The 18,086-nt window shown below is 38.2% G+C and carries 15 protein-coding genes; 8 read left to right on the top strand and 7 right to left on the bottom strand.

Annotated elements, in window-relative coordinates; genetic code table 11:
* Window positions 1–25 precede the first annotated feature (25 nt).
* Window positions 26–1,186 (top strand): tRNA epoxyqueuosine(34) reductase QueG, encoded by a 1,161-nt coding sequence (gene queG, locus H4J56_RS12170; RefSeq protein ID WP_182259403.1) that lies wholly within the window; start codon window positions 26–28, stop codon window positions 1,184–1,186.
* Here the strand turns inward: queG and H4J56_RS12165 are convergent.
* The 5 genes from H4J56_RS12165 to orn form a co-directional block, all read right to left on the bottom strand.
* Complete coding sequence (locus H4J56_RS12165) at window positions 1,173–2,837, bottom strand: response regulator (RefSeq protein WP_182230695.1); 1,665 nt, start codon at window positions 2,835–2,837, stop codon at window positions 1,173–1,175. The two genes, queG and H4J56_RS12165, sit on opposite strands and share 14 nt — an antisense overlap.
* A gap of 12 nt (window positions 2,838–2,849) precedes the next feature.
* The gene (locus H4J56_RS12160) at window positions 2,850–3,053 is read right to left on the bottom strand and encodes a DUF1289 domain-containing protein (RefSeq protein WP_182259402.1); all 204 of its coding nucleotides are present in this window, start codon (window positions 3,051–3,053) and stop codon (window positions 2,850–2,852) included.
* 121 nt (window positions 3,054–3,174) lie between these two features.
* A complete protein-coding gene (locus tag H4J56_RS12155; protein ID WP_182259401.1) occupies window positions 3,175–6,528 on the bottom strand; it encodes a hypothetical protein in 3,354 nt (1,117 codons plus the stop codon).
* Between the two features lie 176 nt (window positions 6,529–6,704).
* On the bottom strand, window positions 6,705–7,190 hold the full coding sequence (locus H4J56_RS12150) for a DUF4442 domain-containing protein (protein ID WP_070375103.1): 486 nt from the start codon (window positions 7,188–7,190) through the stop codon (window positions 6,705–6,707).
* A 254-nt stretch (window positions 7,191–7,444) separates the two neighbouring features.
* Window positions 7,445–7,990, bottom strand: a complete 546-nt coding sequence (orn, locus tag H4J56_RS12145) for an oligoribonuclease (RefSeq protein ID WP_182221518.1) — start codon at window positions 7,988–7,990, stop codon at window positions 7,445–7,447.
* Between the two features lie 325 nt (window positions 7,991–8,315).
* Between orn and rsgA the strand changes: the two genes are divergently transcribed.
* The 4 genes from rsgA (at window position 8,316) to H4J56_RS12125 (ending at window position 13,127) form a co-directional block, all read left to right on the top strand.
* Window positions 8,316–9,353 (top strand): small ribosomal subunit biogenesis GTPase RsgA, encoded by a 1,038-nt coding sequence (rsgA, locus tag H4J56_RS12140; RefSeq protein WP_182216054.1) that lies wholly within the window; start codon window positions 8,316–8,318, stop codon window positions 9,351–9,353.
* Between the two features lie 68 nt (window positions 9,354–9,421).
* Window positions 9,422–10,255, top strand: a complete 834-nt coding sequence (asd, locus tag H4J56_RS12135; RefSeq protein WP_182216110.1) for an archaetidylserine decarboxylase — start codon at window positions 9,422–9,424, stop codon at window positions 10,253–10,255.
* A gap of 437 nt (window positions 10,256–10,692) precedes the next feature.
* Window positions 10,693–11,073, top strand: a complete 381-nt coding sequence (locus H4J56_RS12130) for a BlaI/MecI/CopY family transcriptional regulator (RefSeq protein ID WP_070375106.1) — start codon at window positions 10,693–10,695, stop codon at window positions 11,071–11,073.
* Between the two features lie 71 nt (window positions 11,074–11,144).
* Window positions 11,145–13,127, top strand: coding sequence for a M56 family metallopeptidase (locus H4J56_RS12125; protein ID WP_182259400.1), 1,983 nt, complete (start codon window positions 11,145–11,147; stop codon window positions 13,125–13,127).
* Window positions 13,128–13,132: 5 nt separating this feature from the next.
* Here H4J56_RS12125 and H4J56_RS12120 read toward each other — a convergent pair whose 3' ends face one another.
* A complete protein-coding gene (locus H4J56_RS12120) occupies window positions 13,133–13,630 on the bottom strand; it encodes a Spy/CpxP family protein refolding chaperone (protein ID WP_182259399.1) in 498 nt (165 codons plus the stop codon).
* Between the two features lie 241 nt (window positions 13,631–13,871).
* Between H4J56_RS12120 and H4J56_RS12115 the strand changes: the two genes are divergently transcribed.
* Genes H4J56_RS12115 through H4J56_RS12105 form a run of 3 tightly spaced genes read left to right on the top strand, consistent with a single transcriptional unit; the run spans window position 13,872 to window position 17,089 of the window.
* On the top strand, window positions 13,872–14,585 hold the full coding sequence (locus tag H4J56_RS12115) for a response regulator transcription factor (protein WP_182216048.1): 714 nt from the start codon (window positions 13,872–13,874) through the stop codon (window positions 14,583–14,585).
* Complete coding sequence (locus tag H4J56_RS12110; protein ID WP_182259398.1) at window positions 14,585–15,988, top strand: ATP-binding protein; 1,404 nt, start codon at window positions 14,585–14,587, stop codon at window positions 15,986–15,988. Before H4J56_RS12115 ends, H4J56_RS12110 begins: the two co-directional genes overlap by 1 nt.
* 60 nt (window positions 15,989–16,048) lie before the next feature.
* Window positions 16,049–17,089, top strand: coding sequence for an alpha/beta fold hydrolase (locus tag H4J56_RS12105; protein ID WP_182251126.1), 1,041 nt, complete (start codon window positions 16,049–16,051; stop codon window positions 17,087–17,089).
* Between the two features lie 8 nt (window positions 17,090–17,097).
* Here H4J56_RS12105 and H4J56_RS12100 read toward each other — a convergent pair whose 3' ends face one another.
* Complete coding sequence (locus tag H4J56_RS12100) at window positions 17,098–18,030, bottom strand: cation diffusion facilitator family transporter (RefSeq protein WP_259368190.1); 933 nt, start codon at window positions 18,028–18,030, stop codon at window positions 17,098–17,100.
* Window positions 18,031–18,086 lie beyond the last annotated feature (56 nt).

The following is an 18,086-nucleotide window of genomic DNA, read 5'->3' as shown; positions in this document are numbered from 1 at the left end:
ATTGTACTGCGATGACATGTTAACTATGACAACACCTAATATTAACTATCAAGAATTAGCTGAAAAAATCAAGCTTTGGGGTCAAGAATTAGGCTTTTCGCAAATAGGTTTCAGTGATATTGACTTATCAAGTCATGAACAAGCCTTAACAACGTGGCTAGAAAATAATTATCACGGTGAAATGGATTACATGCAAAAGCATGGTTTAATGCGAGCACGCGCCCAAGAGCTTGTTGAAGGAACAACGCGGGTGATCAGTGCACGCATGGATTATTTACCCCCCGAAGCAAAATTTGCCCGTACGCTCAAAAAGAAAGACCATGCTTATATCAGCCGCTATGCCTTGGGGCGTGACTATCATAAATTAATGCGCAAACGCCTCAAACAACTCGGTGATAAAATTAGTGAGTACTGTGAAACCTTCAACTTTCGCCCATTTGTTGACTCAGCACCGATATTAGAGCGACCTTTAGCAGAAAAAGCGGGGTTAGGCTGGGTCGGTAAACATTCGTTATTAATTAACAAAAGTGCCGGCTCATGGTTTTTCTTGGGTGAACTCTTGGTTGATATTCCGTTACCGACTAATGAAAAAGCAGCCAATGAATGCGGTAGTTGTGTTTCTTGTATTAAAATTTGCCCAACCCAAGCGATAGTGGCTCCTTATGTCGTAGACGCTCGCCGTTGTATATCCTATTTAACCATCGAATTACGTGACGCAATTCCAGAAGAGTTTAGGCCGTTAATTGGCAATAGAATTTATGGCTGTGATGATTGCCAACTCATTTGCCCATGGAATAAATTTGCTAACATCAGTCACGAAGGCGACTTTTCCCCTCGCCAAAACCTTGATAATGTTGAATTATTAACCGTATTTAGCTGGGATGAAGCGACCTTTCTCAATAAAACAGAGGGGTCTCCTATTCGCCGTATTGGTTTTAATAGCTGGCAACGAAATATTTCCGTTGCAATCGGTAATGCGCCATATAGTGCAGAAAATGTTAAGGCGTTAAATAATAAGTTAGCAACCGCAGAGCCTATGGTTGCTGAACATATTAATTGGGCATTGCATCAACAAGACAATAAGCGAATCGCTGCAGAACAGCAAAGTGACTTTCCAATAAAAAATCAACGATTAACCGAGCGCTTGATCCGCAGTGTTGAAAAAGGTTTACCTAGAGATGCTTAGCAGGCTCAGTTGATTCAGCTTGCTGCCACTTTATTTTTAACTGCTCTATAGACTCAACACCGCTGCTTTTAATGTTCGCAGACAAAAGTAGAGCAAGCGCTTCATCGCCCAGTTTTTGGTGACTTTCATCAAATTCATTACTTTGTTTAATCACCACCAATATTTTTAACATACGCATCGTTAATTTAATATTATGAGGTGTTAATCTTAGAGCTTGCTGAATAGCTTTAAGCGCGGGCTGTAAACGATTTTTTTCGAAATGTTCAATCGCCATATCGTTCAGTTGTTTGGGTGAAAAATTAATTTCAGCACGCTCAAGACTTTCTTGCTCAATATATTTATTGATCACTTGGCTCGTTAATGAATCACCTGAGACTTGTTTACCGATAATCTCTAACATTTTCAGCGCTTCTTCGCGCATACCCAATTCGTGAAAGACTTTCACTTTATCTAGGTTGTCTTCAATTTGCGGTGACGCAATAAAATTAACATGGTTTTCAACAAGTTTAGTGGCCTTCTCTTTTTGTTCACGAACAATATATAACCGTGCTTGGATCACTAATAACTGCTGTTTAAACTCATTTGCGTCGCTATAATCATTTTGAAGTTGCTTAATATGCTTGTCTGTTTGCTGCAAAACTTTAAAAGATCGTTCGTCAGTAATAGCCGCCGCTAAATCAATGCCTGAACGAATAACATTTAAGAGCAATTCGGGTGAATCATGAATAGAGTTTTTCGCTTGCTGGGCGATATTTCGTGTCGCTATATATTGTCCTTCATGGTCATGATTGAGTCGTGCTAAATCCCATGATTTTTTATTACGTTCAATATTTCGTGGCGACAACGCAGTTGCTTTTTTTATCTCATCGTAGGCTCTTTCATATTGCTCATGCTCAATATAATATTGCGCCAGCATATCATGAGCCCCAAATCGAGTAGCGGGCTTATTAATTAACTTCTCAATCAGTTCATTAATTTCGTTTATACGCCCTTGCTTTAACAAAGACTTTACATAGCCTAAATAAACCCAAGCGTAGGTATAGGTTTTCAATAGGCTTTTAAAAAAAGATTCTGCCGTTTCAAATTCTAAAAGACTTAAGTAAGCCTCACCTTTCATCCGCAATATATTGGGGTGATATTGGTGTAAACTTTGATTAACAAGATGACGGTCAGCAAAATATATAACTTTCGAAAAACTCTTAGTATCAGTCGCTCGATACATATTGAATAATTGCTTTTTAGTTTGCAAGGTATGGATTAAGCGTTGTTGCACTGTTTTAGGGGCGAGTGGTTTTACCCAAAAGTCATCGGGCTGTAATTCGACAATTGAATTAACAAGAGACTCATTCGTTTCAGTACTGAGAAAAATAAGAACTGTGGTTTTGTTAACATGACCTCTGAATTTTAATTCTTCGAGTAAATGAAAACCGTCTTTATCACTATTTACATTAAATGAGCAAATAACAATATGAAAACGTGTTGTTTCACATAACCTAATACCGTAATAAGCACTTTCTGCACATTTTACGTGATTAATGCCGATATCATACAATCCTCTTTTTAAGGTGTCATGAACTAACCGGTTATCGTCTATTATCAGCACGGTAAGTTGTGAAAAATCGTCTAATTCACTTTGTTCAGTAATTTCCATTTAACTTTTACCTTAATCGTGCTTCTCTTGAATCACTATTCGTCTTTGTTGACAGTTGTTAATTACCGTTATTTTTTCTTTACTTTTATAGCTTGTCCACGCCAAAATCTCATCAATATGGCGGAAACAACCAAGGCAGATATCATCGGCATTTAAACAGCAATTTCTAACACAAGGGCTAGCAACGTCTATTTCTTTTTCAGCTTTAAAACTCATTTAACTAGTATCCCTGTAAACACATTAACCAAGCATTTAAAAAAATTCCAACACAAGGGCTAGCAACATCCATTTCTTTTTCAGCGTTAAAACTCATTTAACTAGCATCCCAGTATTCATATCATATTGCCTCAGCAAACTCATTTAACAGGCGTTGCTGTTCGCTTAATTGACTAAATAACGACATAACTTGTTGATGTTCTATGACCGTATTTGACGTAAGACTAAATAATAACTGTTGGCTAATATCAATAAAGTCGTTAGCGGTTAATATTTTACTGGTTGTAAACATGCTACTCGTTAGACTCATCGCTAATGGGTAATTATGTACCGCTAGTGCCGTTGATAATTTTTTCATCGCGTCATCAATATCAGCAAGGTAGTCATCTAGCATCAACATTGCCAATTCTGCAGAGCCCTGATTTTTTGCATAGTGTTCAAGGTTAAAAGGTTCAGGTTGATTTGTTTTCGCAGCGGGTGTTAAATCTAAGTTCGATAATACGCTATCAAGCTTTTCAGTTGTTTTTAACAGTTCAGCGTCAATATTATTATGCTCTTTAGTCTTATTACTTTGTGCTTTTACTGTATTAATAGCAACCACTTTAGTTGGCTTTGCTTTCAACCAAGGCTGTAAAAGTAGCACCAAAGCATCGACATCATGCAAAGCAGGTAAAATAGAAACAGCCCACTTATCTGCCAATTTTGGTGAGTCTTCAACGGAGAAATTACTTTGATTAAAAGTAAAAATGTCACGGCGTACACTTTTTCCAGCAGACATTTTAATAAAAGGTGATTGTTCAAATTCGGTAAATAACAATAAGTATCTTCCAGAGCTCCACAATTGAGTCATCGTTTTAGGCTGACAGACAATTTTTACCTGTAGTCCTAACCATTGTAAAATACGCAGCAAAGTTAACTGTTTACTTGGATTTTCCACCGCAAAAAGCACTTCAACTTGGGTCGATAAATACTGATGTTTATTAAACACACTGGCAGAAAGTTGATGGTTAGTCGTTTGTTCTGTCGTTAAAAAATCAGCTAAGCTTTGCTGAAGTGTGAGTATTTGCAATGGCGTTTCTGTCTGTTCAAACAAGCCATATCGCTCTAAAGGCGCATTAAGATAGGGTTGCATAACAAAAAGCTTTGGCCGAATATCTATCGATAAACTTGATATCTGTTGCTGTATTTTTTCAACTGATTTTACATAAAGGTCACTGGCCAACATAACGACATCAATGCTTTTATCAATTAACTGCGCGGTACTCAGTTGTTCAATAACTTGTTCGGGATCGGCTAAGGTAGTTATTATGCCATTAGCTGAAGTGATCGCTTTTTCTGTAATACTGCAAATGTCGGCATCACTTGATAACAACAAAATATTGGCTTGCTTTAAATTAATACGCTCTACCGATATCTCTTGTGCTACATCAGCAAAACCTATCGGCAGAGTAAAGCAGAACTGGTAACCATTTTCTTGTAACTGCACATTTTTATCTGTGACGTTAAGTGAATCAAACAGTAAGCATAAGTAATCAAGGGTATCGTTTGTATTGGTTTTTGCTGACTCAAGGCGCTCGTCTAATAATAAGCACTCGAGGGCCTCGGGTAGCTTTGCGATTGTTTTTTTGCTGGTCACAGAAAAATCAAAACGAACAATTTGCTGGCCTTCATTTTTATCGATAACAAGGGTACTAATATGTAAATTAGCTTTAAATAAATCAGCAAGCAGTAATCGGCATAGGCCACTTAACAGCCGGTGAAATAAGCGTACGTCAACTTTCGCAGCAGTTAACAATTGTGGATCTTGTTGGTAATAAATTTTATTACGCTGTAAATGGGCATCGGCAATAATATTAAGTAATGCCGCGTCAATTTCGTTGTGCAAAGCAACATCGCTTAGCGTCATAGGTTTGACCGCAGATAAAAATTCACTGCGAATTTTATGTTGTTGACAGCAATCAAAAATACGCGCGAGTTGTCGATAAACTTGTACCGAAGTTACACCAGCACCAATAGAAACACTTTGGCTTTGCAACATACTGCGCACCACCATATTGGTTAACTTTGTGGTGTTTTCATTGTCTTGTGATTGCCGCTCTAAAATTTGCGTATTATGGGTTAATGCGAGTTGCTGTAGGGACGCTTTTAATTTTTTAATCTCTTCATTTTGTTGATTTATATTGTCATTAGCGGCTTGCTGCTCACTAAGCTGTTGCTGATACTCTTGCTCACTGTGCTCAGGGTTAATCATTGTTTCGAGCGCGGTTTCAAGCTGTTCGGCAATTTCTTTATTTTCCATTGAATTAAAACCGTCTGGGGTCAGTTTTGCATCACTATCCTTTGTTCTTTTTTCAATGAACTGCCTAAATAATTGCACACTCTCTTGGCCATATTTTTTTATTTTGCTTTTACTTTTAAATAACATCGACAATAACAGCACAAATAGTAGTGCGATCAAACTAAGCACAGTTACTTGTAGATCTTGATTGTTAACATTGAGGTTTTGCTTTTCTAAAAAATCATTTATCTCAGTAGGCAGCCAATCGATTAATCGTAAATTTTTATCTGCAGATAAAGGCCCTGGTGGTATAGATTCAAGCACTAACAGCTGTAATTTTTGTTGTTGTTGCTCAATAAATTCGACATATAAACGAGATAACCGTAAATGACTGCGCCACTTGGCTACCGAATTCTGTTGTGAAAATAATAATTGCTCTAAAGTATTAAGTTGTAGCGTTAATAACTCACCCTGTTGGCTAACCGTGCTTTCTTCTGGGAGAAAGCACGTTAATACTTGCTTTAGCTCGGTACTAACATCATCAAAATCTAAAATAGAAGACTGTAAATTCAATTGTTGAAAGGCTAATAGTGCACGGATAATGGTTTGTTGTAATCGTTGTAAGTCACTCAATTCTGCAATTTGCTTTACATAGGCCTTAGCGCGGGTTGCGGTGACTTTATCAGTGTATTTATCTGAATTGAGTTGCTGTAACAGCAGACTTTTTTGTCGCTGTTTTTCCTTAATCTCAACCGATAATTGATCATTAATTAACTGCAGTTGAATAATGGTATTTTGCTTAAGTTGAGTGTTTCTCTGATGATTTTCACTAAGTTTATCAATAACACCTGAAAATTCTTTATGGCCAACATACATCAAATCAAGCTGAGCTTTATTATTTTTTACCAGTAAAGATATTTTATTAATTTGCTGTTGGGCGACCTCATAGTCAGCAGATAAATTTTTGGCATCAATACGTTTAGTTAAATTTTCTAAGGCTAGATAAGTGATTAAAATTTGTTGTTGTTGTTTATGCTTATTCGCTAACGATGGCAGTTCGTTCTCTACTAACGAGGTCACTTGATTATCACGAAGAACTAACAGAGCAGTTAAGGCGCTAAAGAGAATAAATGAAAGTAAAGCAATCCGAAAAAATCGTCCTGATAATTGCTGAAAAAAGTAACGAGTAGCGTCCATATTGATCAATACCTTCAACGGTAAATTTAGTTAAAAATACAGTGTAAGGAATTGTCACTAAGAATCAACGGTTTTTAATAACGATATGAGTAAGCTGTTTTAAAAATAACGCGCCTCATAGCCGACTAAGGTCAAATCAATCAGCGCGTTTACAGGTTCTTTTTATCTTCTCAAACTTAACGTCTTTTGGTTACCCAAGCCCACTCCATTTCACAAACAATAGGCTGTTGATCAGATTCATCAGTAATCTCGACACTGACCATCAAACTGCCTTTATCCGCATTTTCTATTTGTTCTATGTCAGCGAGACTTAATACAGCTACCGCAGACAAATTTCCCTGCATTCGTCTTTGAAAATGAAATGTCATACTTTTCAATAGCGGTACACAAGTGTCGGGAACATTCATCCCAAAAACGATACCCGTCGCCGACTCTGCCAATAATGCCGCAGCAATGGCATGAACACCACCAATATGGTTTTGTACTTTCTTTTTGTTTTCTAACGATAATACCGCTTTGGTATGAGAAACAGAAATCAACTTTATTGATGAAGTACCAGCATACTTTACTGTCGAACAGAAAATTTTAGTCAGTAAAAAAGAGCGCATAAAGCGCGGCATTCTATTAACTTTACTGATTATTTTTCCAAATTTGTTCGCCATAATTTATTTGCCTGCTGTTAATTTTAATTAAGTGTCGCGCAAACTGGTCTGACCTTCAAGTTTTTTTACCCTGTGGCAAACTTATAGTGAGTGTCCAGATAAAAGCGCGTGACAAACTTATAGTGAGTGTCCAGTTAAAAACGATAGTGAGTGTCCAGATAAAGGCGCGTGACAAACTTATAGTGAGTGTCCAGTTAAAAACGTGCATAAAAAAAGCGCCCTAAGCGCTTTGATTTATACATTATTACTGAGCGTTATAGTTTAAAGAAGTGTTCTTGATAAACTTTCATTTCAGCAATTGACTCTAAAATATCATCAAGCGCTAAATGAGCGCCCGTTTTTACCACTTTATCTAACACTTCAGGTTTCCAGCGACGCGCTAATTCTTTAACGGTGCTAACGTCTATATTCCGGTAATGAAAGTAATCTTCAAAATCAGGCATATATTTATTAATAAAGCGTCTGTCCTGTCCAATGCTATTACCACACATCGGTGACTTACCTTTTGGCACATATTGTTCAACAAACTTAATCGTCGCCTCGGTAGCATCGGCTAGCGTACTAACACTTTCACGACAACGTGTAGTTAAGCCTGATTGACCATGGTGTTCGATACACCACTGACTCATATTGTCTAACACCTCATCACTTTGGTGAATAGCAAAAACAGGTCCTTGAGCTAAAATATTTAACTGACTGTCAGTCACTATGCTGGCAATCTCTAAAATCACATCTGTATTGGGTTCTAGGCCTGTCATTTCTAAATCTAACCAAATTAAATTTGTCTCGTTACCTGTCATGCCGCTTCCTTAAAAATGCCAACTGTTTTACTGATACCAATATCATTAAATTATCACCCATTTGTGCCCCCTAAAGTACGCCAAGGCTAAGTTGCTCTTAATCGCAATAGCTCACGATTATTCAATCAAGCGCCTTATCTTCATTTGTTTTCTTCGCTACAGCAAGGTAACAAACTCAGTGAGACTGATATTACTATTACAAGTATATTAGATGAATGGTGATTTAGTCAGTATAATACGTGACAATGAACTGTGATTAAAACTTTTTGTCGCATTACCCTTTTAAAAGACGAGTGAAACTCCATAATTATCATGATAAAACTCCATGTCTAAGCTAAAAAAACTGACTAAAGGTCAGACAAGGCGCATTAAAGATAATCAAGCTAAAAAACTGCGTAATAAACCAGAGCAAGTGCAATGGCAAGATACTGAGTTGGGAGAGCCTGAAAACGGCACTATTCTCAGTCGCTTTGGCCAGCATGCCGATGTAGAAGCAGAAAATGGTGATTGCATACGTTGTAATATACGCCGCGGCGTTAAATCTTTGGTCTGTGGTGATAAAGTTTTATGGCGCAGAGGTAAAGAAACACAACACAGTATTTCAGGAGTCATTGAAGCGGTTCATGAGCGAACGTCAGTATTAAGTCGTCCAGATGTTTATGACGGTGTAAAACCCATAGCGGCAAATATCACCCAAATATTAATTGTCTCTTCGGTGTTACCTGCCTTTAACCCTGATATTATCGATCGGTATTTAGTGGCGGCAGAGCAAACAGGTATCACCCCCGTTATCTTACTCAATAAAACTGATTTACTTGATAAAGCCAGTAAAGCTGAAATTGAGCAACATCTCGATATTTATCGTGAGATTGGTTATCAGGTAATTTATGTCAGTAATGAATCTCAACACGGTATAGAAGAGCTTAAGAAACAACTTAGCGAACATACCAGTATCTTTGTAGGTCAATCTGGCGTGGGTAAGTCAACACTTACTAACACCTTGATGCCTGAACTGGGTTTAATGACAAAAATAGTTTCTGAGAACTCTGGTCTAGGTCAACACACAACAACAGTTGCTCGCTTATACCATTTTGAACAAGGTGGTGATTTAATTGATTCACCCGGTATTCGAGAGTTTGGCTTATGGCATTTAACGCCAGCAGAAGTTTATGGTGGCTTTATTGAATTTGAAGATTACTTGGGTGGTTGCCGATTTAGAGATTGTAAACACCAAAATGATCCTGGTTGTGCATTAATAGCCGCCGGTGAAGAAATGAAAATACATCCAAAACGTTTAGCGAGCTTTCAACGAATTTTAGCCAGTTTAGGCGATAATAAATTAACCTCTCGTTTTAACGACTAAATTAATATTAATAATATAAAGGAAATTCAGTGCTTTTAAATAAATTAAAAATCACCCTTCAATACATTATGCCTAAACATTTGATTTCGCGTTTAGCTGGAAAATTTGCCGCTGCAGAATGTGGCCGAGTAACCACGAAAGCCATTGAAGCATTTATCAAGCATTACGGCATTAATATGTCAGAAGCAAAGCTTAAGAATGCCGAAGACTTTACCACCTTCAACGATTTTTTTACCCGCGAACTTGAAGATGGTGCGCGCCCTATTGATAACAATGAAACAACCCTCTGCTATCCCGTTGACGGTGCTATTAGTCAGCAAGGCGATATTGAAGACGGACGTTTAATACAAGCAAAAGGTTTTGATTATTCATTGGAAACCTTGCTGGGTGGTTCATATAACACCGCAAAGCCTTTTCAAGGCGGAAAGTTTTCTTGTATTTATTTAGCACCAAAAGATTATCATCGTATTCATATGCCGATGGCAGCAACATTACGCGAAATGATCTTTGTACCCGGTGATTTATTTTCTGTTAACCCATTAACCGCTAATAACGTGCCTAACTTATTTTCTCGTAACGAACGTGTTGTCGCTATCTTTGATACAAAATCAGGACCTTTAGCTATGGTCCTTGTTGGCGCAACCATAGTTGCCAGTATAGAAACAACTTGGGCAGGTACGATTACTTCACCTAGAGCCAAAGGAATTTTCAGAGAAAGTTACCCGGCTGACGGCGCTGATGCGATCACTTTTGAAAAAGGTGATGAAATGGGACGTTTTAAACTTGGCTCTACGGTAGTGTCAACGTTTGGTCCTGGCATGATCGAGTTTGATGTTGATGCTCATCCAGGTACAGTGACCCGTTTAGGTGAACTCTACGCCAATATTGTTAACGCTGATTAACCATAAAGTCCTTGTTCATTAAAGAGTCAGTAGTGAATTTCCTGAAATACGCTATTGGCTTTTTGCTAGATTTTGGTAAATGTTATGGAGCTTGACGTTCAGTACGACCAGCAATCAGGGCAATAAGTCTTTCTCGATTATCGATAAGTTCACTGCCCCCTGTAATCACGGCGCTCAGCCAAACACCATCGAAAATCACCGGTCAACATTTAATTAATATCACACGAAAAATCGCTACCATTTTTACTAACTACCTCGCTCGTACTACATTAAACCTTGAGCAAATCAAAAATAAATTCAATTTAAAAACCTTTGTTATCATAGTGATATTTCAAAACAAAGCCACTAACAACAAAAGGTGTTGCTCATTTTATCAACACAAGATACGATTGCATTCGTATATCACTTATAATTATTCATAGCATTAAGGATTTTAGATGGCTCGAGATAATACAAATATCAAGCCTACAGAAGCAGAGTTAACTTTGCTTAATGTTCTCTGGAAAGTCGGTCCAGCAACAGTTCGTCAGGTACATGATGTTGTCAGTAAAACGCAAAAGACAGGTTACACCACTGTTTTGAAGATTTTACAAATTATGCATGAAAAAACCTTGGTCATTCGAGACGAAAGTAATCGTGCCCATGTCTATGCACCATCAAATAGTGAAACCTTTACACAATCTTCATTATTAAAAGACCTAGCTTCAAAGGCTTTTGGTGGCTCAACGTCAAAATTAGTGATGCGAGCTTTAGATGAATCAACCAGTAAAGAAGAAATTGCCGACATTCGTCAATTACTTAATGAGCTAGAAAAGTAAAAACTGCTACACTTGTTATAGTACAATTTAAAAAGTGCTATAACATGGAAGGATAATGTCAGATTAATTTAATGAGTAGTCCATTTTTATACAATTTATCGTTAACCCTTATCCATTTTCTTTGGCAAGGGATTTTCGTTGCGCTTGCGCTAAAGTTGGCATTAACGTTTACTTCTTATAAAAAACCACAATGGCGTTATGCGATGGCGTCATTGGCTATGGTAGCTAATTTATTACTGCCTTTTTTCACTTTCTATATTATCTCTCAAGCTGACTTTCCACAATTTGGTCCTTTATTAAATAACAGCATCTTGCTGGGCGATATCATAAATAATGACGCCCAAAACACTGCTGTTTGGTACTCCAATGCGGTTGAATTCTTACCCTATTTATCATTAACATGGGTAACAATAAGCTTTGCCTTAGCGCTAAAGCTGTTCATCGAATTATATAATGTTAACCAACTACCCAAAATAGGCACCTCGCCGGCAAATGCTGAACTTGAAGCCAGATTTCAGCACTTAGTTGAACAAGTAAAATTAACCTGTTCACCTCGACTATTAATCTCACTTAAAAATGATGTGCCTATGGCAATAGGTTGGTTAAAGCCGATAGTACTTGTTCCCGTTACTATGTTGACAGGTTTAACACCCGCACAACTTGATATGTTGATATTGCACGAACTGGCACATATTCGTCGACATGACTATCTAGTTAACTTCATTCAGACCTTGGTAGAAATCTTTTTATTCTTCCACCCCGCTGTGCGCTGGGTGTCAAAGCAAATGCGAAATGAACGTGAATATTGTAGTGATGATATTGCTGTGCAGCATTGTGGTAACCCCGTTGCTTATGCGCACACTCTGGCAGATACCGCTTCAATATGTGACAGTCACCGTCATCATTCTATTCCCGCTATGGCAATGGCGGCATCGGGTGGTGATTTAAAGCAACGCGTTCTGCGTTTAGTTGACCACGACCAACACTGCTCAACAACGACTCACTCAGGAAAATGGTTAGCGTCTATCGTCATTATTTTCTCAATTATTGCTGTGGGCAGTAAAAAATACATCCAAATTCCTAGCTTAGATATAGGCACTGATACCATTCCTTTATACCGCAGCGCCGATGATGACTTCAAAACATACACAGATAGTGGCGATGAAATAGCGTTACCTTCTTTGGCGCAGCAATTATTACACCGAGGCAATGAAAGTAATGCCTTAGAAAACAAACTACCCGCAAAGATGATAGCGCCATTTTTTCCTAAAAAGACCAATAAAAATCCAGTAAATGCTGAGCTCGTAGTCGCACAAGCTTACTTTGAGAACAACGACAGTACTAAAAACACGGGTAATGCCAACAGTCCCCAAGAAAAGAATACTGTCGATACCTTAGCGACAGTCGTAAACAATAAATTAGTCGGGCTTAAAAAGGCTAAATCTGAACCTTTAAGTAATTTTACTGAATCTTTGGCTGTTCAAAAAAATCAAGCTGAACTGCCTAGTACTCAAGTAAAGGTAAACAAATCTTTAGCTCAATTGGCATTAAGTCAAACGGTTACTATGGGTAAATCGCCAGCAGAATTAGCCTTTGAGCGCACTGACTCAACCAAAAAAGCTTCATTATTAAAAAACCCATACGCTGCACAAATAGCTGATTTGACTAAGCAGCCATTAGCCATAAATTCGCACTTAGCGCTACCAACAACTCGTCGTTCACAGATGATAGAGCAAGTACTTTCCTCGACAAGTGAATCGACAACTAACTACATGCCAGAACACGCACCCGCGCAATTACTGACATCAACATACCCAAAATACCCTGCCAATGCTAAGCGAAAAGGTATTGAAACAGATGTAGAAGTTACATTTACCATAGATAAAAATGGCTATGTACGTGATATTCAATACGATGGTGAAGGCAGAGTCAGTTATTTTCGTAATACTATTCGTTCGTCATTAGAAAAATGGCGTTTCACCCCGGCAAGTTATAATGACCAACCGGTAGAAAGCACCATGTCTAAAATATTTTCTTTCAGTATTGCTAGATAATAAGATTACTCAGCAAGATGCTTTCTTCTCCCATCATGCTTTTGATGTGACTGCATTTTTTCTTTTTGTGCCTCCGTTAATATCATCATAAAACTGTGTTCTTTCTTTGCTTTAATTAAGGCTTTTTGTGCAATAATATCTTGGTATTGACTTTGTAAATCAATAAAAGCTTGTTCATTAAAGTGCTCTTCCATCAGTAACGCTTTACGTTGTTGATGAAAACCTTGCATGCTCTCTTTCAATACTAAACCACTTGTTTTTGCCGTTTTATTTATCACCTTTGCCTGCTCACGTTGTTCATCAGTAAGCGCTAAATACTTCGCCATTCTTTTAAAGTCACCTTTCATGCCACGCTTTGATTTGTGCTGATGGTTACCGGTATGCTTGGCATCATGACGGTCATTGTTAACGCCATCGCCGTTATTAATGGCCAACGCTGCGGTACTTGCTAAGGATAAGGTTAATACTGCACTGGCTAATAAAACTGATAGTTTACTTTTCATAAGATTTACCTCTGGGTTAAATTGATAATAATATCGATTAAGTTAATCAATCGATTACTGAGCGAGCCCGGTGAATCGATTCATTCTTCTAAGTGAGGTAACTATAAACCTTGCAACGCAAAGAAACGCAAGGCAGTGTAAAGTTTTTGTAAAGGCAACAACAAAGTCAGTTTTCTAATAACAGTTAAGTTAATATTAAGATACGCCAAATACCAACACTAACAAAAGATAACAAAACCTCATGAGCAAACAGAAAATATTAATCATCGATGACGACAAAGAACTCACTGAGTTATTAACTGAGTATCTATCGTATGAAGGATTTGAATTAGAAGCTTGCCATGATGGTGTTAGTGGTCTGGCACGTGCTTATGATGAAAAATTTTCACTGATATTACTTGATGTTATGATGCCCAAACTAAATGGCTTTGAAGTATTAAAAGCCTTAGGTGGCCAGCATAAAACGCCAATTTTAATGTTAACGGCTAAAGGTGATAACGACGACAGAATATTAGGCTTGGAGCTAGGCGCCGATGACTATTTAGCGAAACCTTTTCAGCATCGTGAATTACTGGCACGCATTAAAGCTATTTTACGACGTATTAAAATAGTTAAGTCCAATGAAAGTACTATCAGTCATCAGCAAATTAATGAGGTCAGGCTTGAACATAGCACTCGTCAGGCTTTTTGCCATCAACAGTTAGTTGAATTAACCGGTACCGAGTTTCAAATATTAGCTTTGCTGATGAATAATGCCAGTCAAATCGTCAGTAAAAATGAAATATCAGAACAAATTTTGAAACGAAAATTGAGTGCTTTTGATCGCAGTATCGACATGCACATCAGTAATATTCGCCGTAAGTTACTCGAGTTTTCTGCAAGTGATAAATTAAAAACCATTCGTGGCGCGGGTTATATCTTCCTCACAGGAGAGAGCACGGGGATAAATGACTAATGCTCAATAAAATTAGACAGTCATTTTCATCGATTGGCTTTAAGATATTTTTATGGTTTTGGCTGTTCGCCTTAAGCTCTATTATAGCAACACGATTTATCTCAGCGCAGTTAGCACAGAACAGTATTGTTTTGCCTGCGCACCATGGTGACCTCAAAAAATTGAACCGTATCGCTAAACATATTGAAAGGAATAATACTTCAGCCGATGGACTTTTGCGATATCGAGGAAAATCACCTAATGAAGCTATTATTATCAGAAATATTGATAGTGGTCAGCTCACCACCGATAGTAGCCGTTTTTTAAAAGACTTGGTTAGCTACCTAGAAAAAAATCGCTTTTCAGCCATCACCTCGATTCAATTTCCGAGATCTCGTATTACCGGCCCTAAAAATATCATTTTAGATAATCAACCCGTCGAACTATATTTAGCCATTAAAGGTCAGTCTCGACATTTTGATTCCTTTATTATGCAACTGCCCAATTGGTTGAAACTTGCCATCCCCATTACGGTCAGTGCTCTATTAGCCTGGTTATTAGCACGAACATTAATTAAGCCAATATTGGCAATACGACGTGCGGCAACCGATATTGGTAACGGTCAGCTTGATGCCCGAATCGAACATGCCAATAAAAGAAAAGACGAACTGGGTTCACTTGCCACCAGCTTTAATACTATGGCCGACAAGTTATCATTAAATCTAACCGCTAATCAGCGTTTATTAGCCGATGTTTCCCATGAGCTTCGTTCGCCGATGACTCGCTTACAACTTGCGGTTGGCCTAGCTCAGCAAGCGATTAACAAACCCGAGCTGCAAAAAAAGCATCTCGCGCGCTGTGAACTAGAAGTTAGCCGTTTAAATGAAATGATAAGCGATGTGCTTTCTCTTTCTCGATTAGAAAACACCTTTCAAAAAATTAATTTGCAAACCGTTCATCTTGATGAATTATTAGCCGATATCTGTCAAGACTGCCAGTACCTTGCTGACGAAAAACATATCTTAATTACTATGAAGCACTTTTTCTCTTTGGATTTACCCGGAGATCAAAATTTATTAAGCAGTGCTTTTAGTAATGTCATTATTAATGCCATTAAATATAGCCCAAAGCACAGTGAAGTGGTCATTTCTATGGCGAGTGTTATTCTCAATCAACAAGACAGTATCAAGATTATCATTAGCGATAGCGGTAATGGCGTTCCTCAAGGTACCATCGAAAAACTTTTTCAGCCTTTTTATCGTGTCGATGAAGCCCGAGATAGAAACACGGGTGGCACCGGCTTAGGCTTAGCGATAGCGCAGCAAGCAGTATTAGCACATAATGGTGAAATTAGTGCTAAAAACAACGACTCTGGTGGCTTATCTGTAACCATTACTTTGCCAATAAGCACAACACTGACATAAAACTGATGAGCATAAGTGAGTTATCACCGCTAATGTCATGCGACCTTAGGATTAAACAACATGGCTTTAGCGAAAATCAATAGTAATGACTATGGCAAAGAAAGTGAGCTTAGTGCTCGCTTATCAACTGAAATAAAACAGTTTTGGCAACAAGGTTATTTTTCATCTTTTAGTGGCGTCGATAAAATAAGAATAAATTACGCAACCTTTACTGACTCCAAAAACCAAGAAAACCTTGTATTGGTTACCGGACGGTCTGAAAGCTATCTAAAGTATCAAGAGCTCGCCTTTGACTTATATCAGCAAGGTTATAATATATTTATCGTCGACCACCGTGGTCAAGGTTTGTCACAACGTTTGTTGAATGATAGCCAAAAAGGCTATGTAAAAAAATTTGATGACTACGCCGAAGATCTTAAAAAATTTATTGATGAGGTTGTTATAGAAAGTGCCACAAATAATGCCAGTAAAACGCCCGCTAAAAAACCCCATTTATTAGCACATTCGATGGGGGGAGCCATTGCTGTGCGCATGATGCAGTTATACCCACTGTCAGCAAAATCTGCGGTGTTAACCTCGCCAATGATTGCAGTTAACTACGGCAATATCGCTAACTGGCTTGCCAAAGGGATTATTTATTTAGGTGATTTTTTTAACGTGTGCTTAGCTGCTGAAGCTAATTATTTTATTGGACAAACGGCCTTTAACGACACACCTTTTGCTGAAAATGAGCTTAGTCAATCGACTGTTCGCTACCAAGTTTTTGTGGAACTTTATCAGAAAAATAAAGAAATAAAATTGGGCGGCGTCACCACTCATTGGCTCAAAGAAGCCATTATCGCTAAGAAAAATATTTTTGCAGATTTAGCTAAATTGACTACACCTATCTTAGTCATGCAGGCAGGTAACGACACGATCGTTTGTAATAAAGCGCAAAACACTTTCTGCCAGCAATTGCACCAATACCACCAACAGTCTTGCCCTGAAGGCAAACCTTTCACTGTCGACAATGCGCGGCACGAGCTTATGTTTGAGCAAGACCAGTACCGCAGCCCCGCCTTAAAAAAAGCACTGCAGTGGTTTGATACACATTCAACTTAATGTTATTTCTATTGCGGTTCTTGGTCTACATTAACCGTTTTAATGGCTACCACTGAAGTGGGATCATGATGAATAAACACTTCGCAAGGCGAGAATTTCGCTTCAATTTCTTTTTCTATCGCTTCACCAATATCGTGAGCTTCCAGTAAAGACAGTCGGTCATCGAGCTCTAAATGAAATTGAATAAAGCGCTGCGGGCCTGATTGTCGGGTTCTCAAGTCATGAACACCTAAGGTCGAATCATGAGCAATGACAATAGCGGTAATTTCAGTCTGCTCTTCTTCACTCAGTTCATGATCCATTAAGTTGTGCACACTTAAGTAAATAATTTTTAAAGCGCCACTCAATAGCAACACTCCAACAAGACAAGTAAAGATGCCATCTGCATATAGAGAGTAGCCACTGCTTAAAATCAACGCCGCTAATACGCCAAGGTTTAATAATAAATCTGACTGGTAATGCAAGGCATCGGCACTAATGGCAGTAGAACGGGTTTTGGCAATCACAAAACGTTGCAACACCACTAATAACAGTGTCATCACGATAGCTATAATCGTCACCACTATGCCTATTTCTGTTTTAACAACCAGTTTGGGGTGAATAATTCGGTCAAAGCCATGAAAGATCAATAACAAGGCAGAACCGGTCACAAAAGCGGCTTGTACTAAACCCGCTAAACTCTCGGCTTTACCGTGACCAAATTTGTGTTTTTCATCGGCGGGTGCCAAAGCATAATGAAGAATAACCACATTCATCAACGAAGCAAATAAATCCAACATCGAATCGGTGGCTGAAGCCAGCATTGAGCTAGCATCTGTTACCACCCAAGCATATAGTTTCAAAAGAAAAAGTAATAAGGCCGTTCCAGTAGCAGCGAAAGCAGCTACTCTTACCCAAAAACTGTAATCATTTTTTTTTGATAAAGCTTCACTCATAGTCATTACTTTTCCATGCTTGCTACTTAAGCGCTAATTTGTACAATATAGTAATTCGTTTG

Source organism: Colwellia sp. BRX8-4 (genome assembly GCF_014077345.1).
GTDB lineage: Bacteria > Pseudomonadota > Gammaproteobacteria > Enterobacterales > Alteromonadaceae > Colwellia_A.
This window is presented reverse-complemented; position numbering and strand designations above follow the sequence as displayed.

What these genes read in the sequence shown, in the direction of transcription:
- queG (WP_182259403.1), top strand. Translation starts at nt 26, where the DNA reads ATGACAACACCTAATATTAACTATCAAGAATTAGCTGAAAAAATCAAG.
- H4J56_RS12165 (WP_182230695.1), bottom strand. Translation starts at nt 2,837, where the DNA reads ATGGAAATTACTGAACAAAGTGAATTAGACGATTTTTCACAACTTACC.
- H4J56_RS12160 (WP_182259402.1), bottom strand. Translation starts at nt 3,053, where the DNA reads ATGAGTTTTAAAGCTGAAAAAGAAATAGACGTTGCTAGCCCTTGTGTT.
- H4J56_RS12155 (WP_182259401.1), bottom strand. Translation starts at nt 6,528, where the DNA reads ATGGACGCTACTCGTTACTTTTTTCAGCAATTATCAGGACGATTTTTT.
- H4J56_RS12150 (WP_070375103.1), bottom strand. Translation starts at nt 7,190, where the DNA reads ATGGCGAACAAATTTGGAAAAATAATCAGTAAAGTTAATAGAATGCCG.
- orn (WP_182221518.1), bottom strand. Translation starts at nt 7,990, where the DNA reads ATGACAGGTAACGAGACAAATTTAATTTGGTTAGATTTAGAAATGACA.
- rsgA (WP_182216054.1), top strand. Translation starts at nt 8,316, where the DNA reads ATGTCTAAGCTAAAAAAACTGACTAAAGGTCAGACAAGGCGCATTAAA.
- asd (WP_182216110.1), top strand. Translation starts at nt 9,422, where the DNA reads ATGCCTAAACATTTGATTTCGCGTTTAGCTGGAAAATTTGCCGCTGCA.
- H4J56_RS12130 (WP_070375106.1), top strand. Translation starts at nt 10,693, where the DNA reads ATGGCTCGAGATAATACAAATATCAAGCCTACAGAAGCAGAGTTAACT.
- H4J56_RS12125 (WP_182259400.1), top strand. Translation starts at nt 11,145, where the DNA reads ATGAGTAGTCCATTTTTATACAATTTATCGTTAACCCTTATCCATTTT.
- H4J56_RS12120 (WP_182259399.1), bottom strand. Translation starts at nt 13,630, where the DNA reads ATGAAAAGTAAACTATCAGTTTTATTAGCCAGTGCAGTATTAACCTTA.
- H4J56_RS12115 (WP_182216048.1), top strand. Translation starts at nt 13,872, where the DNA reads ATGAGCAAACAGAAAATATTAATCATCGATGACGACAAAGAACTCACT.
- H4J56_RS12110 (WP_182259398.1), top strand. Translation starts at nt 14,585, where the DNA reads ATGCTCAATAAAATTAGACAGTCATTTTCATCGATTGGCTTTAAGATA.
- H4J56_RS12105 (WP_182251126.1), top strand. Translation starts at nt 16,049, where the DNA reads ATGGCTTTAGCGAAAATCAATAGTAATGACTATGGCAAAGAAAGTGAG.
- H4J56_RS12100 (WP_259368190.1), bottom strand. Translation starts at nt 18,030, where the DNA reads ATGACTATGAGTGAAGCTTTATCAAAAAAAAATGATTACAGTTTTTGG.